17 protein-coding genes and 2 pseudogenes are annotated in these 24,867 nt (G+C 43.4%); 13 read left to right on the forward strand and 6 right to left on the reverse strand.

Translation table 11 applies throughout. The annotated features are described in order from the left end of the window. Positions 1-621: 621 nt before the first annotated feature. Positions 622-1,248, forward strand: a complete 627-nt coding sequence (locus tag HNR77_RS23060; protein WP_184189616.1) for a spore coat protein — start codon at positions 622-624, stop codon at positions 1,246-1,248. 410 nt (positions 1,249-1,658) lie between these two features. Here the strand turns inward: HNR77_RS23060 and HNR77_RS23065 are convergent, their stop codons facing one another. Further along, positions 1,659-2,648, reverse strand: coding sequence for a carotenoid biosynthesis protein (locus HNR77_RS23065; protein WP_184189618.1), 990 nt, complete (start codon positions 2,646-2,648; stop codon positions 1,659-1,661). Between the two features lie 155 nt (positions 2,649-2,803). On the opposite strand from HNR77_RS23065, the gene HNR77_RS23070 reads away from it, so the two are divergent. Next, positions 2,804-3,373 carry a TetR/AcrR family transcriptional regulator gene (locus tag HNR77_RS23070; RefSeq protein WP_221443970.1) on the forward strand — a complete coding sequence of 190 codons (570 nt, stop codon included), beginning with the start codon at positions 2,804-2,806 and terminating at the stop codon, positions 3,371-3,373. 184 nt (positions 3,374-3,557) lie between these two features. On the opposite strand, the gene HNR77_RS23075 is transcribed toward HNR77_RS23070, so the two are convergent. From HNR77_RS23075 to HNR77_RS23090, 4 genes and pseudogenes are all read right to left on the reverse strand, one after another. Next, positions 3,558-4,085 (reverse strand): cupin domain-containing protein, encoded by a 528-nt coding sequence (locus HNR77_RS23075; RefSeq protein ID WP_397367412.1) that lies wholly within the window; start codon positions 4,083-4,085, stop codon positions 3,558-3,560. 640 nt (positions 4,086-4,725) lie between these two features. Beyond that, positions 4,726-5,315, reverse strand: a pseudogene (locus HNR77_RS30420) (YczE/YyaS/YitT family protein). Further along, a pseudogene (locus HNR77_RS23085) lies at positions 5,297-5,712 on the reverse strand (GNAT family N-acetyltransferase). Before HNR77_RS23085 ends, HNR77_RS30420 begins: the two co-directional pseudogenes overlap by 19 nt. Before the next feature lie 153 nt (positions 5,713-5,865). Further along, positions 5,866-6,687 carry a MerR family transcriptional regulator gene (locus tag HNR77_RS23090; protein WP_184189622.1) on the reverse strand — a complete coding sequence of 274 codons (822 nt, stop codon included), beginning with the start codon at positions 6,685-6,687 and terminating at the stop codon, positions 5,866-5,868. Positions 6,688-6,819: 132 nt separating this feature from the next. Here HNR77_RS23090 and HNR77_RS23095 point away from each other — a divergent pair, with 132 nt between their 5' ends. The 3 genes from HNR77_RS23095 to HNR77_RS23105 all read left to right on the forward strand — a co-directional run bounded on the left by HNR77_RS23095 (position 6,820) and on the right by HNR77_RS23105 (position 10,556). After that, on the forward strand, positions 6,820-8,319 hold the full coding sequence (locus HNR77_RS23095) for an MFS transporter (RefSeq protein WP_184189624.1): 1,500 nt from the start codon (positions 6,820-6,822) through the stop codon (positions 8,317-8,319). A gap of 135 nt (positions 8,320-8,454) precedes the next feature. Continuing rightward, positions 8,455-8,649 (forward strand): hypothetical protein, encoded by a 195-nt coding sequence (locus HNR77_RS23100; protein WP_184189626.1) that lies wholly within the window; start codon positions 8,455-8,457, stop codon positions 8,647-8,649. A gap of 224 nt (positions 8,650-8,873) precedes the next feature. Then, positions 8,874-10,556: a S41 family peptidase gene (locus tag HNR77_RS23105; RefSeq protein ID WP_184189628.1), complete on the forward strand. Its 1,683-nt coding sequence runs from the start codon at positions 8,874-8,876 to the stop codon at positions 10,554-10,556. A 553-nt stretch (positions 10,557-11,109) separates the two neighbouring features. Here the strand turns inward: HNR77_RS23105 and HNR77_RS23110 are convergent. Continuing rightward, positions 11,110-11,922: a M12 family metallopeptidase gene (locus tag HNR77_RS23110; protein ID WP_184189630.1), complete on the reverse strand. Its 813-nt coding sequence runs from the start codon at positions 11,920-11,922 to the stop codon at positions 11,110-11,112. 208 nt (positions 11,923-12,130) lie between these two features. Between HNR77_RS23110 and HNR77_RS23115 the strand changes: the two genes are divergently transcribed. From HNR77_RS23115 to fabD, 8 genes are all read left to right on the forward strand, one after another. Beyond that, complete coding sequence (locus HNR77_RS23115; RefSeq protein WP_184189637.1) at positions 12,131-13,126, forward strand: S8 family peptidase; 996 nt, start codon at positions 12,131-12,133, stop codon at positions 13,124-13,126. 63 nt (positions 13,127-13,189) lie between these two features. Next, positions 13,190-14,101: a trypsin-like serine peptidase gene (locus HNR77_RS23120; protein ID WP_184189639.1), complete on the forward strand. Its 912-nt coding sequence runs from the start codon at positions 13,190-13,192 to the stop codon at positions 14,099-14,101. Continuing rightward, on the forward strand, positions 14,098-15,597 hold the full coding sequence (locus HNR77_RS23125) for a S8 family serine peptidase (RefSeq protein ID WP_184189641.1): 1,500 nt from the start codon (positions 14,098-14,100) through the stop codon (positions 15,595-15,597). Before HNR77_RS23120 ends, HNR77_RS23125 begins: the two co-directional genes overlap by 4 nt. 57 nt (positions 15,598-15,654) lie before the next feature. Continuing rightward, positions 15,655-16,917 carry a histidine phosphatase family protein gene (locus HNR77_RS23130; RefSeq protein WP_184189643.1) on the forward strand — a complete coding sequence of 421 codons (1,263 nt, stop codon included), beginning with the start codon at positions 15,655-15,657 and terminating at the stop codon, positions 16,915-16,917. Between the two features lie 1,119 nt (positions 16,918-18,036). Continuing rightward, positions 18,037-19,596, forward strand: a complete 1,560-nt coding sequence (locus HNR77_RS23135) for a DHA2 family efflux MFS transporter permease subunit (RefSeq protein WP_184189644.1) — start codon at positions 18,037-18,039, stop codon at positions 19,594-19,596. A gap of 68 nt (positions 19,597-19,664) precedes the next feature. Further along, a complete protein-coding gene (locus tag HNR77_RS23140) occupies positions 19,665-20,207 on the forward strand; it encodes a TetR/AcrR family transcriptional regulator (RefSeq protein ID WP_184189645.1) in 543 nt (180 codons plus the stop codon). A 751-nt stretch (positions 20,208-20,958) separates the two neighbouring features. After that, positions 20,959-21,627, forward strand: coding sequence for a 4'-phosphopantetheinyl transferase family protein (locus HNR77_RS30700; protein WP_221443972.1), 669 nt, complete (start codon positions 20,959-20,961; stop codon positions 21,625-21,627). A 4-nt stretch (positions 21,628-21,631) separates the two neighbouring features. Then, a complete protein-coding gene (fabD, locus tag HNR77_RS23150) occupies positions 21,632-24,865 on the forward strand; it encodes an ACP S-malonyltransferase (protein ID WP_184189647.1) in 3,234 nt (1,077 codons plus the stop codon). Positions 24,866-24,867 lie beyond the last annotated feature (2 nt).

A 24,867-nucleotide genomic window follows, 5' to 3' on the forward strand; every position in this document is an offset into this window, starting at 1 on the left:
TTGCACGCAAGCGGTTGAACCGCCGTATACCGAACGGTACGTACGGTGGTGTGAGAGGTCGGCTACTCAACTAATGGGTAGCCTCCTACTCGATTAAGATACTGAGGATGAACGGGCTTTCTGAGCGATTTATGCCTATTATGGAAGCTATTGGGGGGAGGAAGGATTTCATAGAGTGTGGAATGGAAGCAGTCTTCGAGGGACAAGAACATGGTCCGATTGCCGATTAGGGGTGTATCTAATCGGCACCTTGCCTTTCAATTCTTTAAACTAACGGGCAGGTTAGTTACATGAAGGCGAAACGTTAAGCTAAGAGCAAGGGAAATGTTCCGTTCTAGTTTTATTAAAGACTGTGGTTGTATAATTGAAGTATTTCGTTGAAAAAACCTTCGTTAATTCTGCAGGTGGATCGGAATCTTGTTTGCTTGAGTTAATCATCCTAGTATATTTGCGTATACGCGTACATTGGCTTATGAACAGATGTTGGCCGAAAGAATCTGTACAGGTGATCTATAAAAATTATTCTGAATATATTGAGTCCATGATATTAATAATAACCACTGACTGCGAATGTAGGGAATCATTTATTTGCAGAAAACAACACATAGGAGGACATACGAAATGCAGCAGCAAAACCATCAAAACATTGAGACAGGCATTGTTCCACCCCAACTGAACCATGGCGGGCATGAGATGTTTGATGTCCATGAAGTATTGGCAGGAAGTATCAACACAATGAACACGTACACCATGCTGATTGAGCACGTACAAGATCCAGAACTTCGGGATATCTTACAGCGTCAGAAGCAATTTATGGCTGATGAATATAACATTACATTGGAAAGTTTCAAAACCGGACAAGATCCTTCAAAACGGACCCAGAGCTATAAAATGAAACAAGGTAATGATTTTACTTATGGGATGAAACCAAGTCAACCGACAAAGCCAATTCAATCTGCAGCTGAGATATGTGATCAATCCATATCCCTTAGTATGCTAAATTCAGTAAAATCAGGGGCTATAATGAAAACAACAGCAGCATTGGAAACAACAAATCCGGTTGTACGCCGCGTACTTGCAGATTCCTTACCAAACTGTATTGAGATGGCTTATGAGATCTCGATTTATCAAAATAAAAATGGCTTTTACCAAGTGCCGCAGCTTACCCGGCAAGACATGCAGCAAATGCAAAATGGTTACGCTCCTGCACCGGTTCAGCCACAAAATTCGGGTAATCTTCCCCACTAAAAATCAAACGCCGTATCTCATGTCGAGATACGGCGTTTGATTTTGTTACCACATATAAGGGTTCGATTAGAAGGAGCGTGGCAAAGAAGCAATCAACCGGAGGGGATAGTAGAAACAAATCTTTTTTTTGTTACAGCTCTTAATCAACTCCATTGAATCTTAAAAACTAAAGACCTATTTCTCAAATGCCATCTCGGTTGATTTTATTAGCAGGGGCATGGAGAGTCTGGCCAGCGTTCCTCTAGTCATGGAGGTAATGGAGCTTTGAAAAGTTCCATACCCGTCTGGAGGCGGCGAGCATGTGGAAGATTTTATTGATAGAAGATAAGGTGTTCGTTCGGCGCAAGCTCATTCAATGGGATTTATTTGGTTACACTGTCTCTGGAGAAGCCTCAAACGGTAGAGAAGCGTTAGAGTCGATGGCAGAGGACATGCCTGACCTTGTTATTGATTGGACTTTCTTTTTTACCCATAATGTAAATTCCAATCCAGCCTAGCAATAATAAGATCTGAGCCAGAGCGACCAGCCACAACACTTGCATGTAACCTCCTATAATGCAAGATATAGTATTGACTAGGGGGAACCCCAGGAAAGTAAACATGATCGGAAAATCTTTTTTGGGAGTGATTGAATAATTAACCTTCCGGTCCCAGAACTTTGTGAAAGCTAATGCTAAAACTCCGATTGTAATGACAGAAAGTGTAATCAACATCACCCATTGCATATTAGATTCTCTGGCGAAGAACGGCCCCATGTAATTAAAGAAGTTGGATAAAGGTGAGAACATACAAGCCAATGACGCAATTGCCGCCAAAAACGGATAGATGTAACCAACGGTTTTACTGTAGCCTTTCTTTTTATGCCACCATTCACCAATTAAAATAAAGACGGTCCAATATCCCGCGATATAAATCCATCCTGTAAAATTCATCACAGGTTCCCCATAAATTTGAGGTTCACCGGCCAGCGGATAATAAGTCCATCTTGCAATGGTTCCATCCATGGTCTCAAAAATCTGTTTAACGGCCACCGGGTCGAGTGAAAAGTCAAACACCATCGCACTTAATCCCGTAATAAATGGTTTAGTCCAGGACGGTATATTTACAGACTTTAGAACACGCAAAGTTGAATAAATGATCAGAAACTCAATAATAGGGACAGTAATCGGTATATTAAATAACATTAAAATACTCCGCCCATAGGCGTAAAAACCTTCCCCAAGCGATGAAGCAGTAATTTCAAAAACGGCTGCGTAAAAAAACACAAAACCTATAAACTGCAGTAGAACCGTTTTGGGATGTGTTTCCTTATCAAGGATATAGAAAACCATTAGAACAGCAGCAATTAAGACGATAATATCTTGAATTATCCATACAGGCACTACAGTTATATCACCCATATCTTACCTCCATTTAAGTTTAAAAATAGAATTGAACGTTCAAATAGATTATAATTTCACTGTGTTACTTAAACAACAGGCTGTTCGATTGAGATATGTTAGTTATCATACAAACCACCTTAGATTTGTTCATTATTTCAAATTGGGAGGATATTATGGCAGAGAAAAAAACAGATCACAGAGTGAGATATACAAAAATGGTTATAAAAGAAAGCCTGTTGAAGCTTTTGACAGAACGGTCTATCAATAAAGTTACCGTGACCGACATTTGCAGAGAAGCAGGTATTAATCGCAACACCTTTTACACACACTATGCTAATCAGTTTGAGCTTCTTTCAACGATTGAAAATGATCTTTACGAAGACATTAAGCAAGTTGGGATGAGTACTTCAAACCCTCAAACGCTATCTTATGAATTATGTAAGTATATAAAAGCGAATAAAACGATATGTGAGGTTCTGTTCTCAGAGCATGGCGATAAAGAATTATTAGAACGAATCCTTTATATCAGTCACGATTTAACTATTGAACGATGGAAGACGGAATTAAAATATTTTGATCCACAATTATTTGAGTCCTGGTATACGTTCACCGCTCATGGCAGTATAGCTATTATTAAAAAGTGGGTGAGTAGTGGTCTGAAGGAAAGCCCCAGTAAAATTGCAGCTTTTATTGATAAAGCTACGGATTCCGTATCTAAAGCTTTTTATTCTGAAGAACTGTAGGATTCCCCGTTTCTCACCAAAAAGCCCGGCAGCTTCTACGCAGTATGAGTGTTGAAACTCACGCCGGCAAGGTGTGCGGTGTTGTATTCGTAGGTCATGTCAATAAAGCCTGATTTTTCTCCACGACGAATGAAAAGCAACCAGGCTTTTGTATTAAAATTTGTTTACATTAGAATACGATCAACTAACTTTCAGAAGACATGGCAATGGCTTTCGTTTCATGAACTGTTCCATAAGGATGCTCAGGCGGCGCGTAGATGACGTACACTTTAAGAGGTACGCTGCCTATGTTGGTGATATTGTGCCATTTTCCAGCAGGAACCATAACGGCATAGTCCTTACAGGCCATCGTTTGAAAATTCAAGTTGTCTTTCTCGTCACCCATTTGCACAAGTCCCTGACCTTCTTCAATACGAATGAATTGATCGGTTGTCGGATGGACTTCCAATCCGATATCTTCGCCAACAGGGATACTCATCAGAGTCACTTGAAAATGCTTTCCCGTCCATAGCGCGGTGCGATAATTCTGATTATACTTTGCGGCTTGATCAATATTGATTACAAGTGGTTGTTGTCCATAATCTCTTAATTCTATATGTCCACTAGGGTGACTAAGGTTCACATTTCCATGACAATGCGGAGGGGTGAGGCCCTTCTGGATGTTAGGCATTGGGTTATGCCATTGATTTTGATGAAATAATGTATGATTCATACTCATTCTCCTTCTTTGGTGAAATGTCTACTCACACTCTATGTAGCTGCCTATATAAAGGTATACAACATTTGCAGAAATGGGCTGGAGCCTATGACGTGGAACGTTTACATAAGGTCCTAGGCGTTAGAAAACGGATAGGGAGAGCAAAAGCGGAGAAGGTGGTGAAGACGAGAGACAATGAAAAATATCCTGTACAAATACCTGTCAAGATGCACTTCTCTTAGTAAGAAAGATCAGCAAGCCATAGTGAACGAAATCCGTTTGGAGGAGTATCCAAACGGAACCGTTCTATTTACTCAAGGAGATAACTCACAGCTTGCTATTTCATCTTGAAAGGCTGTGTAAGGCAGTATTCGATTGATGAGGGTGGCAGAGAGGGCACGTCTAATTTTTATACCTAAGAGCAAGCCATCGCGATCTTCAATTATAGTAACCAGATAAGTCTTCCAATTAGACTTTTGTAAGTGTAGAAGATTCGGTTATGGTAGTGGGCGACCTGAATAAGGAGGATAGTAAACAAACAAGAAAGAGTATATTGAAGCTTTCAGCAAACTATAAGTGGTCCTTGCCTGCCAATATGCTAGAAAAGTGGATAAATGACCCCACAACAAACAAAGGTTTTATGTTGAAAAGCAATTCAGAAACAACAAATAGCTACAAGAAGTTTATATCCGGTGATAAAAACATTTAAAATGGCCCCACTGAAGCAGACAGCGAGTGCAGTTCCTATACCTATGGGTCCACCAAAAATGAATGCCATAAACAGGAGTACAACGTTAATCAAAGTTCTTGCAAAAAATATATTCGTTCGAGTTGTTTTTTTTAGTGAGAGTGTTAAGCGATCAATCGGAATTGGTGCAAAATTGGTCTGTAGATACATGGTCGTTCCTATTCCTGCAACAACCAAACCGCAGCCGAAACACAAAAATTTGAAAAACAATAGATCTGGTGCCACCCAAGTCCGCAACAATAACAACCAGACATCAATACAAATGCCTGTTATAAGCGCAGTTACTAATCCCCAATATTCGGGTTTCTGTTTTGTAGCAACGAATTTAAAAAAATCATAACTAGAGCAAGGATAATCTCCCAGCCGCCAACAGTTAAACCTACGTTTAGGGACAATCCGACCAGAAGAGCGTCGAATGGAGAGCTTCCAAGCTCTGATTGTATGGTCAACGTAATGCCAAGAGTTAGAATTAAGATACCTATAGATAATGCGGAAATCCATCTTCCATAAATACATCGGAAGTAGTCTGGTATCTTAGCTTGTGATAAAATCCCTCTGCATGTGTCTGTCCGTGTAATTTAACTTTGGATATTCCTTTATTCTCTGCAATTTCCTCCAGTGATGTAACGATTAATTTACCGAGACCATATTGGCGATAGGTTTTAAGATAAATATTCGATCTAATTTACCTACGCCATCTCGAATAATAATTCCGCCTGTTCCAGCGGGTAGTTCATTAAAATAGACCAGGATGTGCTCACACTGTCCACCTAACTTATCATAATCATCAAACTCATCTTCAAGTGGTACATTTTGTTCTTTCACAAACACTTTTTCTCTTAAAGCGATGTTGGGCTCCTCAATGGAGTCTATTTTTTTGATTTCATTTCTTATAGTCCTTTCAGAAATTCATTTTGTCATTAAAAACAAACTAAACATACTTTTAGAATGATTATAAATGATAAAATTTTTGTTGTAACTACAACAAAAACAAGGAACTAAAGGACTACGATTGATCTATGAACTATCAAAGAAATGAAAGAGAAATCAATGTGATACCTGAACGAATATCCGTATTTTATAATCGTCGGGATTTTTTTCTGTCCAATAGGTGAGCTGGTCCAATGCATACACATCTCCGCTTACATTCATTCCTTTACTTGCAATGAACTTTTTAATAACTGAATACGTTTGTGACATGCTATCGTATGACCCTTTGTGATCTATAACTGCATATAAACCTGCAGGTTTGATAAACATCTTTTCTTCAAGAACGGGTTTCTTTATTTTGTTAGCGATGTATTCTGGATAATAGTCCCCAGATTCAAATCGGTGTTTACTTATAATCGTCCAAATCGGAAATTCATGATCGATATAGCGTGTTTCACAATAGTCTCGATGTTCGGTTAATTTTTTGGCAAACTCCTTATCACCATCACCTACATCTAGTTGGGTAGTTATAAAATATTCCTCTAGGCATTCCAGAATCTTTGGCGAGTTTTGTAATTCCAATGTTGCTTCCTCTGTCATCTTGATGGCGCTTGTCAGAATATTTTGCATTTGAGTAATTCTACGTTGTTCTTTTTCCAACTCCACCTGTTTTTCTTTTAACATATTGATTAATAGAGGCGTATTTTGCTTCTGAAGAAACACCTTTATTTCCTCTAGTGAACTCCCGGCTTTTTTGAGCACCATAATCAAATCAAGTACAAGACATTGTTGAACGGAATAATAACGGTAGCCTTTAGAATTTACATATTCAGGTTTTAACAGCCCAATATCATCGTAATGAAAAAGGGTGTGTTTAGTCACTCCGCAAGTTTTAGCTAGTTCACTGGTTGTGAAATATTCGTTTGAAATATTCGACATTTTTCTATCCTCCATGCCTCTATGGTTATTTATTAGTTTCGCTGAAATTGTTTATTGACTATAGGGTTACCCTATACATTATAGTTTAACATGTTAAAAGTTTAAAATAATTCGTACGGAGGAAGATTACTTATGTCAACATTCAAACGCTGGATGATTTTAATCATTGTATCCAGTGCACTCTTACTCATCGTCATGGATATGACAATTCTTTACACGGCTATGCCAACGTTAACACATGATTTAGGTGCGACTGCTTCGCAAAAATTATGGATTTTAAATGGTTACTCACTTGTTATGGCGGGCCTGCTTCCCGCAATGGGAACATTAGGAGACCGCCTTGGTTATAAACGGGTTTTCTTGATAGGTTTGATTTTATTTTCAATAGCCTCACTTACAGCAGCTTTTGCTCCCAACCCTTATGTTCTGATAGCGGGAAGGGTACTTCTTGCTGTTGGTGCATCGATTATGATGCCTGCTACCATGGCAATCGTCAGAGTTACTTTTACAGATCCGCGTGAGTTAGGCTTGGCTATTGGTATTTGGGGGGCTGTTGCCTCAGGAGGTGCAGGACTTGGACCCATTATAGGCGGGCTTCTTCTCGAGTATTTCTCGTGGGGATCTGTATTCATCATTAATTTACCCATCGCAATTCTAGCATTTGTACTAACCATATTGCTCGTTCCAAAACATGAAGGTGATAGAAGTAAAAAGTTTGACTTAACCAGTTCAATCCAAATCATGATTGCCTTGGTGACTCTAATTTATGCGATCAAGGAGTTTACTCGCCGCGAAGGTTCGGTAACTTTTGCAGTAATTGGAGCTGCTGTCGGCATTGTGGCACTTGTTATCTTTATACGTCGTCAAAACCGAAGTTCTGATCCACTTATTGATCTTTCATTATTTAAGATACCTCTGTTTACCACAGGATTTATTACGGCCTTGGTAGGTTTATTTGGTATGACGGGAATCCAATATATTGTGACGCAACGCCTTCAATTGATAGAAGGTTTCAGCCCGCTACTAGCCGGAGTATATACGTTAACGATCCCTTTTGCATCTGTCATTGCAGCTCCAGTGACCGGAATGATCTTGAATCGCTTCAATGTGATTTATATCAAGAGTGCTGTTCTATTCCTTACAGCAGCAGGATTGGGAATCTATCTTGTACAATTTGATTCGGGCATTGCTGGACAGGTATTTGGACTAGCCATTTTTGGAGTAGGCTTAGGTGGCGGGATGACGGTAGCTTCTCATTCTATAATGAGCAGTGCTCCGTATGAAAAGGCAGGTATGGCTGCATCGATGGAAAGTGTGGGATATGAAGTTGGTGGAGCTACAGGAATAGCCATAATCGGAAGCCTATCAGGTCTTGTGTACACGTTAACCATGAAAATCCCAACAGGATTGAATGTTTCAGTAAAAGTGAAAGATAGTTTGGATGAAGCTTTAATCGTAGCAGAAGGGCTGCCTGGATCAGCTTCGGAAACATTGAAACAGGCCGCGCGATTTGCGTTTGATCAGTCCTTTTTCGCTGTTATTGTAGCCATTATTGTGTTATTGGTAGTTGCTTCATTAGGCATGCTATGGATTGGAACACGATCAATGAAAAAGCAGCTGAAAACTCAATAGAGTAAGGCTAGAGATATCGTTTACAATCTTTTGCCACCAGAACAGACTAACTTAATTACGCTTGATTACTTTGACTTCATGACTATCACATTTTCTTGAATTGAGAAGCAATTTGAATTTATAAGCAGAAACTGGATGAATAGTAAGTGTGAGCCCAAGGAAGGTGGACATGACCCGATCACTGGGCAGCACGAGCGAGATGCTCGCAAACGTAAATTCGAATTGATGGATCGTACAATAGTATTGGATAAGGATGGGGTTATTCCGACGGGCGGGGAATATTTCTTTCAGCCGTCTATAAGCGCTCTACGTAATGTCTTAGCCAAATAATCCTGCCGATCAAACTTTTCCGTTTATTAGTTTACGCAATAATAGGCCAACCAGAGATTTCGGATGGGCCTATTACTGTTTATTCTATAATGGTGATAACTTAGATTAGAGCAAGTAAGAACCTTCCCCCCATCCAATCAACTCCAGTAGAATAATTCCTCAGTAATAGCAAAACCTATCCTTAGATATTTCTGATACAAATTCTTTATGAAGGAGAGATTTTAATGGTATTAACAATTGAAACTACAGATTATTTGTTTGAAAATTCTGTTGAACTTGCTGATTTTTCGGAACCGACACAGGAACTCACCTTTGCAGAACGCAGAACAATCGTAGACCAGGCACTGATTTTGCTAGACAATGTCTATGTTCACATGCCCCTAAAGAAAAGCATGTATGCAATTAATCCAGTGCAGAGACTGAAAATTTTGCGCCGCCAATTAAAAAATCTTTCTCAACGAGAGTTTCACAATGAGATCATTCAAATTTTTAAGGAATTGCGTGACCTGCACACTAACTATATCTTACCTGCTCCATATAATCAGTGTACTGCATTCCTGCCATTCCTTATGGAAGAATTCTATGATGGCGAAAATAAACGCCACTACATTGTAACAAAGCTAGCTGAGGGATTTCATCACGATACTTTCATACCGGGAGTTGAAATCACCGATTGGAACGGAATTCCTATAGACCAAGCGGTGGCCATAAATGCTGATCGTGAAGCTGGAAGTAACGAAGCAGCAAGGCATGTACGAGGATTAGATGCCATGACCGTGCGTCCAATGGCGATGTCGTTGCCACCGGCCGAGCAATGGGTCATTGTCGGTTACAACAGTAATAGTCAAAACAACAAAATACAATTATCCTGGCAAGTGAATCAATTTAGCTCATTTAACGAAATTTTTGCGTCTGCTGCAACTGGGGAATTTGCAACAGCTAACGGGCTAGATCTTAACATGGAACTGACCAATACGGCCAGAAAGGAACTATTTGCCTCTAATGTCGGTGATTTGAGCAAAGAAGCAGCTGAGCTCAGAGCAGAGATCGCTCAGCCTAACCATGAAGCTGAAGATTTTTTTACAAGTAACAGTCAATATCCAAACACATTTCAATTTCGGTCAATTGATACACCACTTGGGAAAGTTGGTTACCTACGTATAAGGACGTTTAGTAATCCTGAGCCAATTGCCTTTGTTAATGAAGTAATACGGATAGTAAACCTCCTCCCAAAAGAAGGTTTAATCATTGACGTACGCGGTAATGGCGGAGGTATTATCATCAATGGTGAGCGCTTACTCCAACTCTTCAGTTCTAGTCGGATTGAAGCTGAACGACTACACTTTATAAATAACGAAGTAACCCTTGCAATTGCTAATGCAGATGCTTTGAACGGATTTGCAAAACAGTGGGTTAATTCTATCGATTTATCTACTATTACTGGCTCAGTGTACTCTCAAGGTTTTCCGATTGAATCACCTGATCTTACCAACAGTATTGGACGACAATACAATGGCAATACCGTATTAGTCACAGATGCTCGCTGCTACAGTACAACAGATATCTTCGCGGCAGGTTTTCAGGATAATAAAATCGGAAAAATTCTAGGAGTTGATGATAATACTGGGGCAGGGGGTGCAAATGTTTTTACCCATGACTTACTAAGAGTTATACAACCAGGACCGGACTCCCTTTTTAAGGAGCTTCCAAATGGTGCATCTATGCGAGTCGCCGTACGCCAGACCACACGTGTAGGAGATAAAGCTGGTCTTCCTCTTGAGGACCTTGGGATCCAACCTGACGCAATTCATCGAATGACTCGCGACGATCTTCTATATGGCAACCGTGACCTTATTTCAGCTGCAGCAACTTTGCTATTTCAATCTCCTGTTACACACGATAGATAAATTTTAGATTTCTCAACTTAATGGAGAACGTGTTACATTGTGGATTTCTAAATATTTAAGGCACAATCCTTTTTAAGCACACTTTACCAAGTCACGTGACAGCCGAATTTCTAACTTCATGCCAGCATTTTCTTCGTTCTTTTTATTAATTGAATACGGAGGTTTATCTCAATGGATTTTTATTATTGAACATATTTACCTTATTATGATAATTTGACTTAAATTAGTGAAAATTTACAATTCATTTTTATGTTAGCTCAATAACGTCTATGGATATATCGATGACAATGACATCAAGCATGATGAAGCCTGAAATGAACAAGTCCGGAGCCTGAAGCTGACAATTGTCAGGCTCAGTCCTTACCGGGATAATGCGGTGTTCACACATATCCTTTCTCGAAAGCTTAACACAATAACCCCAAGGCCCTTTAGAACAAGATAAAGGGTCTTGGGGTTATTTATTTAAAATAAAACAGCTTAATGATGGGGATGTTTCTGCAATCCGGAGTCTTCAGAACAGGTTCATCTGATTTACTGATCCAAGTGTGAATTATCAGCCCATGACCGGCTCCGGTGCGGGCGTGGCTACCCGCGGATACATTTGACGCATGAAGTTTTTATCCGTTTCCGACAGGGTGGTGTTGAACGGCGTACCTCTTCCGTCGCAGGTCAGTTCACCAGGGAAAGGATACAGCATGATTGAATTGCGGTCAAATGCAGTGAAGTTTGTATTCAAGGGGCTTTCTTTATCTAATACATTGTGTCTTGTTGTCGCCTCATCCCAGCCCCTTTTCTTGAAATAGTCCAGAACGGCTTGTTCGTTCCAGCAGATACCGGACGATGGACTCTGGTGCTCATGAATACATCCTAGGGCATGGCCGAATTCATGCATGACGGTTCTTTCGAACTCCGATTCCTCGGTGTCCTGGTCAAACCAGCCGAAATTCATAGTTGCCCCCACATTGGACAGCAGAGCATCCGTCCCTACGGCCGAGTAGGCTGTCCCTTTGTCGCGAAAAGTAATCCGGATCTCTGCCTCCTGGTGATTGCCGAAATCAAAGGTAATATTCGCATAATTCTCCCATTCATTGGCCCAACGAACGACCTTGGCCTGAATCGCAGGATCTCCGTCCAGAAAACGGACGCGCAGCGTTCTGCCGTTTCGCCACAGTTTTCGGACCATAACGGCCATCTCGGGGCTGACTTCATTGCGGGCGGTCATGCTCTCTAAGGCGTCGGCTTCCAGTTCAAGCGGGCCGGCATTATCTGCGCGTTCTTTTATTGCGATGGACACCGCTTCGTTATTTTTGTCGGCAGTTGGCTTCAAGATGACACAAATCTTCAGTGAATTCTGTGGTTCGATCATTAACGTCGCTCCTTTTCGTGTTGAGTAATTTTTAACCAAGCTATATTCTGAACCAAAGGTCGCAAGGTATCCGTCATAACTTTTGGAAAATCGGCAAAGACACTACAGTGGCTTAACGCGTTAACAAAAAAAGGAGGGGATGATATGAAAAGAAGCTCAAATAATAACCACGCAGCTAAGAGCTGAAATTTGTTACAAGAGGTGAATCATGTCAACGTTAATAGCCAATGCAGATGACGTACAGCTGCCTCCAGTCGAAATTGTAAGTGTGCGGCAGCATGTGAAAGAAATTCCGAAAGGCGTGCAGATGATCCAGGCTCCGCAATACTGGGAACAAGGAAATTATGGGAAGGGCGTTATGATCGCAGTTCTGGATACCGGCTGTGATGCCGAGCATCCCGATCTGCGCGAGCGGATTATCGGCGGTAAGAACTTTACCGATGATGACGATGGAATTCCTCGCGTGTACAAGGACTACAACGGACATGGAACGCATGTGGCCGGGATTATCGCTGCGACGAAGAATGGGGACGGCGTGGTAGGCATTGCTCCCGAAGCGGGGCTACTGATTCTGAAAGTTCTCAACCGTCAAGGGCGCGGAAGACCGGAATGGATTGCCCAGGCGATTCATTATGCGATTGACCAAAATGTAAAGATCATCTCGATGTCATTGTCTTTTGCCACTGATCACAAAGGGATCCATGATGCAGTTAAGCGTGCAGTGGACAATGATATTATCGTTGTGTGTGCAGCCGGAAATACGGGGAAAGAAGAGTTTCGTTATCCAGCCGGGTTTAATGAATCGACTTCAGTGGGAGCTATTAATTTCAACTCTGATTCGGCACCATTCCTGACGATGAATAATGAAATTGATCTGCTAGCTCCCGGTGTGGAGATCAAATCGACGTTTCCGCTAGAGCTCGCGGAGGATAAGTCCATCCCCTACAAAATTCTTTCCGGCACATCGATGGCTGCCCCACATGTAGCCGGGGCATTGGCGCTGCTGATCAATAGCTGCCAAAGTGCGGAACAGTTTAACCGTCAGTTGACCGAGGCGGAACTATACGCCCAGTTGACGAAGCGGACAATTCCGTTGGGAAGACCGAAATCCGTTGAAGGTAACGGTCTGTTGTATCTTACCGCCGACAAGCTGCTGGAAGATCATTTACGGCAACACCCGATCAATGTCAGTGAATATGCTTAATTTAAAATAGCAAAAATCGCCGGATAACTAGATTAGTACAAATATTCTTAAGGAGTGATTTAGATGGCTGATACATTGCATACTATGGTGAATGGTAAAGGAGAAGTTATAGCCGCCCCTGCCAATACAGCGGCTGATTCGGCGCAGACCGAAGCTTTTGAAGGAACGGGTACTCCCACCAATCAGGGAACAGCGGAGGTGGATGTCGAAGAAAAACAGCTTCCATCCATTGAGTCACTGCTATTCGCGAATGAAGAGGACGTATGCCAGCTTGATGACAGGCTTAGAGTAATGGATACGGCGAAATCCCCCTGGTCTGCTGTCTGTCGGTTAATTATTACACTGGATGATGGACGTCAGGGCGTTGGGACGGGGTGGCTATGTGGTCCGGGTACGGTGATTACTGCGGGGCATTGTGTATTTGACAGCGAAACTAGAAAATGGCATAAATCGATAGTTGTCATTCCGGGTAAAGATGAAAGACGCGAACCTTATGGACGTTTCACGGTTACAACCGAGCATTTCTGGTCCGTCAACGGCTGGATTCAAGAAGGGAATCAGGAGTATGACTACGGGGCAATCATTCTAAATTCTACCATAGGCAACAACACTGGCTATTTTGGCTTCAGGTATGATCCTAATGACACTATCAATCAAAAGCCTATATTGAATACAGGCTATCCTTCCGATAAAAACGGTACACAGTGGTACATGAAGGGGATTGTCGATGACGTGCAGGCGCGAAAAGTATACTACAAACTGGACACAATGGGCGGTAATAGCGGAGGTCCGGTATGTCTAGGTGAGACTAATCAAGTCATTTGTATTCACGCTTACGGCGGTTGTGCTGCCAACGGCAGCAACTCCGGCACCCGGATTGACCGTGATGTGTACGCCAATGTGCTGAAATGGAAGGAAGCCGGCGCATCTCCCCAAGCATCCGCAGAATCCGAACACGACTTGGTAAATGTATGAGTAGGGCATCTGCGGCTGGACGCTTGCCCGAGAACAGACGCGAGCTGATCGTTATATCAGACCCCGGTGCATTAAATCCTCCAGAGAGCTCTTTGATACAGCCGCTTTCTACAGTGCATACGCTATTGTCGGAGTTGTCTGTGGAGCTGGGAGAAACCTTACAACTGCTTCCGTTATTTGCGCGGGAACAGGAAGCAGAAGCAGAGACTGTTGAAATGACCCCTGAGATGGCCGAGGCCGAGGCAGGATTGCACATCTTCTACAGGGTCGACGCTCCCGATGATAAGTTGGATCAGATTGCAGAGAAATTGCGTCAAGACAGCCGGATTCAAGGTGCTTATGTACGGCCTGAACCGGAAATTCCACGCCCTGTTGCAGTGGAAAGGGAGAAGGAAGTATCCCTCTTGCCGTCAGCTACTCCGGATTTCGGTGAACGGCAAGGTTATTTAAATGCAGCACCGACAGGGATTGACGCGTATTATGCCTGGACCCTGCCCGGCGGTTATGGTAACAGAGTGCGGATCATTGATCTTGAAAGCGGATGGAACTTTTCACATGAGGATTTGCAGGTGAATGAGCAAGGTATCATTGGTACGGAGAATGACTATAACGATCACGGAACTGCCGTGCTTGGGGTGATGGGCGGGGATCACGATACCAAAGGGATTAAAGGGATTTGCCCCGAGGCTCGCATAGCTGGCATCGCCTGGAACGAAAGCTGCGCGCTCTCAGGGGACAGCCCCGACGTGCTGCTGGATTCCATCCGGCTTTGCGCCCCGGAAGCGATACGCAAAGCCGCTGATCAATTGCGGACCGGCGACATTTTGCTGCTGGAAATGCATGTCCCCGGCCCGCACTATAATTATGTCTGGCGACCCGATCAACGGGGATACATTGCCATTGAATGGTACCCCGATATGTTGGCTGCGATAAAATATGCTGTTGCTAAAGGGATTCTTGTTGTGGAGGCGGCGGGGAATGGCGGAGAAAATCTAGATGATCCGATGTACGACCAGCCCAAAGATGGCTTTCCTCCCAACTGGATCAATCCCTTCCGCAGACATTTAAGAGATTCTGGAGCCATTCTTGTCGGAGCAGGAGCTCCCCCGAAAGGAACCCATGGTCGTAATCACGGACCCGCACGATCCAGATTGGACTTCTCCAATTATGGATCGGTGATTGACGCGCAAGGTTGGGGAAGGGAAGTGACAACTACCGGTTATGGCGATCTATCACGGGGCAGCGGCGAGAATTCGTGGTATACCGACCAGTTCAGCGGCACCTCCAGCGCATCTCCAATTGTTGTTGGAGCTCTGGCATGCTTGCAGAGCATTCATCTTACACGCGGTGGAAGGCAACTGCCTTACGCAATAGTGCGGGAGATGCTGCGCACAACGGGCAGTCCGCAGCAGGACGCGCCAGGCAGACCTGCCAGCCAACGGATTGGCAATCTACCCGATTTGAGGGCACTGATCTCGCGTTTGAACGCTTTTTAGGGAACAAATTTACCGACATGTGGATTTTGTGAATATATGAAAGGAGTGGGTTTTGCATTGAGTAATGTAGACACGCAGTATGAAATCAAGTTTCTGCTCGATGCCAACCAGGTGCTTACGGATAAGCATACATGGCGCACAGAGCTTGTGCATTTAGAACAATCGGAGGGGCAACAGATCGATATCCGTTTCATAGATACGCCAGAACAGGATTTCTTCCGCGATAATTGGATATTACGTGCCCGGCTGAAACCGAATAAAGATCAATGGGAAATCACCTATAAGAAGAGGTTTAACTTTTCTGAGGGTCAAGATCTGCAGCAGGTAATGGATCATGCAAAGGAGCTTGGATTTAATCTTGAGGACCCCACCTACAAACAAGAGGTTGATTGGAGCGGAGCTGACCGTACGTTTGATCTTTCCTATGAAGTAAAAGCAAAGATCGTTCAAGAGGAAAACTTGGATGAGTGGAGAGGAATTCTGAATGAAAATGCCCCGCCAATGCTGAAGACTCAAAAATGGGGAGAACGCGACTTTAGCGCCATTTTGACAGAAACCAGGGTGTTAGGCCCAATTACTGCTCTAAAGTATAAGGGGCAATGGGATGGAATTCAAGAGAGTGTGGAGATCTGGACGGTGGCCGGCAATTCCATCGTGGAGATATCGACAGAGGCGACAGGATTAGAGGCGGCCGAAAGCAGCCACCGGACAATGGAGGGTCTGCTGTCTCAGCAGAACTTGCTCCCGATCCAGCATAAAATTTCAAAAACTAGATGGGCTATGGATATAATTCAGCATCCGGCGAAAAGAGGGGATCCCTTTTCGCTGTTGCTTCAGGGTGGCTTTAATCTATACTTTCGCCATGCAAGACCTGTTGGGGGCAATGGTGATGAAGACCCTTTAAGCGAGTTGGGGAAAACACAGGCGCGGCAGTTAGGGGAAATTTTGAGGAATAAAAAAATCCCGTTGCAAATACCGGTTTTATCCAGTCCGGTTATGCGTGCGCTGCAAACGGCTGTCTTGGCTTTTCCTAATGAGGGTGAGGTAATAACCGATGAACGCCTGCCCAGTGTAGATGAATTACAGCAAGTGCTGGAGGTGAAGCCGGAGCTCGGAACCAACCAAGTTTTGGTTGCACACTATCACACGTTCAAGGATCAGCTCCAGGAGTTTCTGGATCATCTAGGTTTGGTCATCCTCCAACCCCTAGGAACAGGGCAAGGATATCGGATCATCCGACAACTGGATATCTTGCAAGCATCGCTTGTGAAGTATGGTAGCGGAGTTATTGAACCAGCTGCCTCCAATGACAATCATTGAATCGGGGAGTGAAAAAGGGACGGCAAATTCGCCGTCCTTTTTTCACTGTTGCATCATATTTTGATACAATCCTCAATTCGGTCGTTCACGCGTAGGTTCTTTATTAGGTGATTGGGAATGAAATATAATGTCGAGGGACAAGAACTTGTACCGATTGCCGGAATGGACAAGAACATAGTCCGATTACCGATTAGATGAATATCTAAGTATTGATGACATACACTTAAAGCTTTATTAAGTACCATAATACATGAAAATGTTCACAATGCTATGGACAACTGACAAATTAAGAGGGGTAATTAACGCGTGTTTAGGTAATAAAGTCGGACTGAAACTAGCTGCTGAGGACAAGAACTTGTTCCGATTACCGAAATGGACAAGAATATCTTTCCATTGCCGATTAGGTGTATATCTAAGTAGTACAGATCATAGGCGTGACAGCATTATCAATAGCGATGAATCAGGTCTCGACGGCAACAGGCAGCGAGTCTTCAAGTCATGTCGACGACCAAAAACATGGCAAGTAGCAGGTCAGCAGAATTGCTAAGATGCTGAAATCAATGCCTGCTCTCTTTCCAATCTGTGCGTTAGTTTGGATATTTCCGTATAAGCACCGATTACTGTATTGCGCAATTTTTTAAGTTTAGAGTGAATTTGCAGCAAGCAAAAATAAATCAAAACCCCTAACCGCTTTAATTCACATGAATCGGAGCTGTTTGGGGTTCGTTTGAGTCCATATGATATTGATTCAAATCATGATCAAACTTTGAGCGGCAATAAAAATGATTAAGAAGCTACAACAAATTGAATGAGCCAAATTAGGATGAGGTAGTTTTGCTCTTAAAGACAAGCGGCTGACCATGTGCAATTGGAGATATGGCTTGGGCCAACGTAGTTAAAATCCTCCAGTCATAGTACAACCATTTGTCTAAAGAAATTCTAAGGCGTATAGGACATATATTCATTTAGCGATGAAAGCAACCTGTGAGGTCAAACATCCTTGGAAGAGCTCTGTAGAGGCTCCTTATTGGAAAACCATTCCAAATTCTGCTTGCCAAAAAGGAAAGGAGTGAGCTATAATCGGATTTAAATACGATACGATACCGAATCGTATCATAATTGTGGAGGTGCATAGTCATAGAACATAAAATTAAAGGATACAAGTGGAGATGGTGGACGCTTGCTGTACTTACGCTCAGTCTCCTTGTTATCGGTTTCGATGCTACCATATTGAATGTTGCAATACCTGAACTGTCACGTGAGCTTAATGCGAGTACCACCGATTTGCAATGGATTATAGATTCCTATCTGCTTGTTTTCGCTGGTCTGCTGCTACCGGCAGGGTATTTTGGAGATCGCTTTGGGCGCAAAAAAATGCTGCTCATTGGCTTGTTTATTTTTGCGGTAACTTCGGTTGTTGCAGCAAATGCCAGCTCCACTGAAACCCTGATTATCGCCCGCGCATTTATGGGAGTAGGTGCAGCTATTATTATGCCTTTGACCTTCTCCATTCTTCCTACCATATTTGCATCTGAAGAAAGAAGTAAAGCAACGTCGATTTGGGCAGCTGGTTCAGGATTAGGGCTGTTGCTTGGTCCTATCATTGGAGGGTTTCTTCTGAAACATTTCTCGTGGACCTCCGTCTTTTGGATTAATGTCCCGTTTGTGACAATTGTCCTAATTGGTGGTCTGTTCCTCATTCCGGAATCGAAGAGCAATCATTCACCCCGAATCGATTTTGTGGGCATGCTGCTTTCATCCACGGGCCTTGCGTCTATTGTATATGGCATTATTGAGATTCCGATAAAAGGCTGGCTGGCCTGGGAAACACTAGTTCCGAATATTGGCGGTATTGTACTGTTAATTGCTTTTGTTATATGGGAGCGGTTTGTGCGCGAGCCGCTACTGGACATGAATTTATTTTCCAATAAAAGGTTCTCATGGGGCACCGTTGCGGTATGTACTTGCTTGTTCGCTTTTATGGGCATGATGTTTTTTTTAACCCAATATGTTCAATTTGTCTTAGGTTATAGTGCCTATGAAACTGGAATTCGAATAACACCTTTAATGGGTTCCCTTGTCGTTGGTTCATTGTTTGCAGATTTTATGGTAAAAAAATTCGGTTCGAAATGGGTCATTTCCCTTGGGTTGTTCATTATGGCAATAGGTCTATGGGTATTTTCTAATGTGGAGATCTCAGACAGTTACTCTTATCTTGCTACTTGTCTAGCTATTATAGGTCTGGGGACAGGGGTATCGATGGCTCCCGCAATGGACGCAGTGATGGAAGCTCTACCTATTGACAGGGTGGGCATCGGAACAGCAGTGAATAATGCATTTCGCCAAATGAGCGGAACGCTCGGGGTTGCGATTATGGGGAGTCTTGTGGCATCTTTATATAAAGATAACTTGTCAGACTCCGCTGCAATGGCATCTTTCCCTGGGGAAATCACCGACAAACTAAAACAATCTATTGGTGTTGCTCAGGCTGTTGCTGCTAAGCTTCCTGTCGAGCAAGGAGAGATTCTGATCAAAGCGGCGGATTCGGCATTTATCGATGGAATGCGTATAGCTCTGGAAACGGGATCTGGCATCATGATTTTGGGTGCGATAGCCACAATTATCTTTTTGCCCTCCAGAGCTGAAAATGCGATTAAGAATTGGGAGGTGCCAATTTAGTAAGAATGGAAATTTCAGATTTATCGGAACGCAGGTCAGGTCGGCCTAGAAGTGAAAAAGCCCACAAAATGATTTTGAAAGCAGTGCTTGATCTGTTATTTGAATCTGGTATGCAAGGCGTAAGCATGGAAGCGGTGGCAGAACGAGCTGGAGTAGGCAAAACGACGATATACCGCAGATGGTCCACCAAGGAGGATTTGATTGCGGAAGCTATCAACTCCATTACAGAGGATATTAAAGTTCCCGATACCGGGAACACATTTCAGGACGTCGTGGAAATTACAGAACGAATGGTTGAAAACTTGAGCACATCGCAAGGCGTCAACGGTATATCTAAGCTTTTCAGCGCAATTATGAGTAGCCCTAATCTGACAGACATTTATTTGCAAAACTTTGTGCTGCCAAGACGGAACGCCATTGCGGAAATTTTGGAACGCGGCAAGCAACGCCAGGACATTCGAGACGATGTGGATGTGCTGCTTATCATTGATATGTTAAGCGGTATCGTTTTCTACTCTGCCTTTTTCCATCCTGAAAATATTCAAAAGGACATGTTTGTGCAAAAGATCGGTCGCATTTTGAAAGAGGGTATCTCCCAAAATGAGACTTAAAGTAATACGGCTGTAATATTCGTGATTTGCGGCAAGGAAGAGGGGTTTCTGTTGATGAAGTTAGAAATCACCTCTTCTACGCTGCACAAATGCATTTGCATTCCCAAAACAAAAACTCCTCCGTTTTTCGTTAACACGTCAGTTTTTCCTCACTATTAAAAGCTTAGTAACACTTCACAACTCCATTTCATTCTTTGAATACTCTTCTCTAAAAACAAAAAATAAAATACACAATATGAAATGTTTGAAAAATTCGTATACAAAATTTAGACGATTATTCTGGGTTTGTAAGGGTTCTGCCTGGTATTTGGATGTCTTCAAGATTTGTGCAAAGGATTCTTTTAATATTTTTTTGCAGCTTCATCAGATCCACTCTGCAAGAAGATAATCCAGTGTGACCCTAAGGTTAGTTGTTGTATTTCGACAAAAATTTCAATTAAAAGATATTATTCACTGGGAGTGAGTGTAAATTTAAAGATTGAAATTAAGCTCCAAGGTGAGTATAGTGTATAAACATAGAGCTTTTGTAATATATTTGTATTTTTGTATATCGAAACATCATGAGGAGGCGTGAACTCTGCGGTCTAATGGCGAAACCGTACTGAACAGTTTCATGGGCCCAAAGTCATATATCCATACGATTCTATCCAGGCATATCCCGATTTATAGGGAGGACGAAAGATTCACAACAGGTTTGTATATTGGACGATTTTCAGAAGCTTCATTGCTGGAAGACCTTCCTATCTGGCACGTGGAAGAAAAAAAACGGTTGCGGCAATACCATGTGCTCAAGAGACGTGAGAGTTATCTGATGGGCAGGTACGCAGCTAAACATGCCATTTACAATCGTTTCCTCACAAATATTGAAAGATATAGCTTATCTGACATTTGCATTGGGGAAGGAATCTTTCATTTTCCTGTGGTGTCTTCTCCGCATTATCAAAATCTGCAGGTATGTATTTCGCACAACGGCTGTTATGCCGCTGCGCTGGCCTTTTCTGAGCATCATCCCATGGGCATTGATATCGAAAAGTTGAACGGAGAATCCTTGAGTTCTGACAAAACAGAATCGATTCGATCGCTGTTGACCGTAGCGGAAAGAGAAAGGCTGGTGCAATATTCGACAAGTAATTTGGAGCTTCTGTTGTTATATTGGACTGCGAAGGAGGCATTATCCAAGGTGTTGAAAACCGGTTTGATGACCGATTTTTCTTTATACGAAATAGATCAGATCGAACGGGAATCCAACGTTTGGAAGAGCCGATTCAAAAATTTTCCGCAGTATAAGGCGTTGACATTTCGTGTCGAGAGAGATGCCGTTTGTTCCATTGTGCTCCCAAGAAAAAGCTCATTGCACAATATGGAGGAGGTTTTGGATACGGAATTCTCTGAAAGAGTCGAAACAGAGGGAGCCCGGTAAACATATGACTGAAAAAATCGTATTTTTATTTTCTGGACAAGGCTCCCAATATCGCCGAATGGGAGAACAGCTCTATGAAAAAAATAAGATATTCAAAGCTCGAATGGATGAGATGAACGAGCATGTGCTGGCCTCGAGCGGTATCTCTGTTATCGATAGACTGTATGGCGAAAAATATCGAGGCATTCCGTTTGACTCGCTTCACGAGACACATCCTGCTATTTTTATGGTTGAGCATGCGCTGGACGAGGCTTTGCGCGAGGAGGGGATTTTTCCTGATATTGTAGCAGGAGCGAGCATGGGCGAGTTAGCCGCTGCGGTATCAGCTGGCATAATTGGCCGCGGCGCGGCGCTTGATTTGCTGGTGGAGATGGCAGGACTCACTGAACGTCTCTGCCCACAGGGAGGCATGCTGGCTGTATTTGCAGATACTCAAATGTATGAGTATGATCTGGTGCTGAGACATAACAGCGAACTGGCTGGAGTGAATCACGATGCTCATTTTGTAGTAACAGGAAACAGTATAGGATTAGGGATGATCGAGAGACATCTGCGAGCGAAAGGCATCTTATATCAATATCTTCCTGTCCGATATGCTTTTCATTCAGATTTAATGAAGGTACTGGAAGTGCCTTATCAATCTCTCCTGGGCAAACTTGATTGCCAGTCTCCCCAGACGCTTTATTATTCTTGTCAGACAGGAAGAAGAGTACAGCATCAAGATTTTCAGCAGCATTTCTGGAATGTTCTTCGCCAACCCATTCTGTTTGCCGAGACATTTGCCGAAATTGAACTTTTTTCCCCATGTACATATATCGATCTAGGTCCTTCAGGTACACTTAACGGATTTGTGACCAAATTATTGCCTGCTAAATCCTCATCAAGTAGTTTTCGCATTATGACCCCCTTTCATCAAGATTCCATTCACTTCACTCAAACGATCAACCATCTAAAAAAGAAGAAAGGTGATCCTTCTATGTTGGCTCATGTTTTCCCTGGGCAAGGTGCCCAGAAAGTAGGGATGGCGACAGGCTTATTTGATTTATTTCCTGAAAAGGAGGTGCTGGCGGATTCTATTTTAGGATATTCTATCCGCACGTTGTGTCAGGAGGACCCTGACCATAAGCTGAACCAGACAGAGTATACCCAGCCAGCCCTTTATGTGGTTAATTCCCTGCTCTATGAAAAAAACATTATGGAAACGGGACGGAAGCCAGATATTGTAGCCGGACACAGTCTGGGCGAATATAATGCTTTGTTGGCCGCCGGTGTATTTGACTTTGAAACGGGCCTACGGCTAGTTCAGAAGCGAGGGGAATTGATGAGCCGCATATCGGGTGGCGGTATGCTGGCGATTGTAGGGTTGACGGAGTCTTCCGTGCGCAAGATATTGCAGGACTATGGACTGGAATCTATTGATATTGCCAATCTTAATACTCCTAAACAAATTGTGCTTGCAGGTCCCAAGGAGGATATTACGGTGGCACAGGCTATATTCGAACGTGAAGGAGCTGAGCTGGCTATGCCGCTTCGCGTCAGTGGAGCTTTTCATTCGCGTTATATGGCAGGTGCAAGAAAAGAATTTGAAGCGGTTCTGAGCACTGTTGCTTTCCATCGACCGCAAATCACTGTTCTCTACAATGTGACCGCTCGTCCTAGCCCATCGGAAGAAGATATTGCGCAATTATTGGGAGAACAACTAACAAGTTCCGTGAAATGGACAGAAACCGTGCAGGTGCTGCTAGGCAAGGGAGTGCAGGAAATTGTCGAGATCGGACCTGGCACGGTCTTGACCAAGTTGGTGTCAAAAATTCGAGAAGAGGCGCAGCCGATTAGGCTTTCCGATCCAGAACACATTTCCCCTGCTCCAGTGGAAGAACAGGGAGGGATGGTGCAGCCTGAAGCTCTGGGTAATCCCTCCTTTCTGGAGGATTACGGAACAGCATATACTTATGTCGCAGGGGCGATGTACAAGGGAATCGCATCCGAAGCCATGGTCATCAAGCTTGGGAAAAGCGGGATATTATCTTTTTTTGGATCCGGCGGCTTGAAGCGCGAGCGCATTGAAGGCGCGATCCGCTCCATCAAATCAGAGCTTAGCAATGGAGAGCCCTTTGGCATGAACTTTTTACACAATGCCTCCAATCCGGAAGCCGAAATGGAGCTGACTAACTTATATCTGGAGCATGGAATACGCTGCATTGAAGCTTCCGCCTTTATGGGAATTACGCCGGCTTTAGTTTTATTCCGCGCTAAAGGTCTTCACCGTATGGCCGATGGCACGTTAAATGCTCCGCAGAAGATTATGGCAAAAATTTCCAGGCCAGAGATCGCGGAGATATTTATGCGCCCAGCGCCCAAGGGCATTGTAGAGAAACTGGTCCAGGAGAACAGGTTGACTGCAACGGAAGCGGAATTGATCGGTAGCATTCCGATGGCGGATGATATTTGCGCCGAAGCAGATTCAGGCGGTCATACGGACCATGCTGTCGCCCTGACCCTGCTTCCGTCTATTCTGGAGCTACGCAAGGACATTATGAATGAGTATAAGTACGCCAAGCCGATTCGAGTCGGAGCCGCAGGAGGTATTGGGACGCCTGGAGCGGCAGCTTCGATGTTCGTAATAGGAGCCGATTTTATCGTAACGGGCTCTATCAATCAATGTACTGTTGAGGCGGGAACAAGCCCGTTAGTGAAAGATATGCTGAACCAAATGAATGTGCAGGATACGGAATCGGCGCCTGCTGGGGATATGTTTGAAATCGGAGCACGTGTGCAAGTTTTGAAAAAAGGTTTGTTTTTTCCCGCCCGGGCGAACAAATTATACGAGCTTTATCGGCAGTTTAATTCGCTTGACGAACTGGACTCTAAGACCAGACAGCAGCTTCAGGAGCGTTACTTCAAGCGCAGCTTTGAAGAAGTGTTCGAGGAAGTGAAAACCTATCAGCCTCGCGATGAGATTGAACAGGCTGAGCGTAATCCCAAGCATAAGCTTGCTCTTGTGTTTAAGTGGTATTTTGGCTACTCTACCCGCGCTGCGATGCAAGGGGTGCAGGAGGATAAGGTAAATTTTCAAATCCATTGCGGCCCTGCATTGGGAGCATTTAATCAATGGGCAAAAGGAACGGCTCTGGAATCATGGCGGAACCGCCACGTGGACGAGATCGCGATTGCCCTGATGAAGGAAACGGCTGCATTATTGTCCAATCGATTGCTCGCTATAACCGCAAAGTTATAAAT

It is taken from the genome of Paenibacillus sp. JGP012, from assembly GCF_014203995.1.
GTDB classification, from domain to species: Bacteria; Bacillota; Bacilli; order Paenibacillales; family Paenibacillaceae; genus Paenibacillus; species Paenibacillus silvae.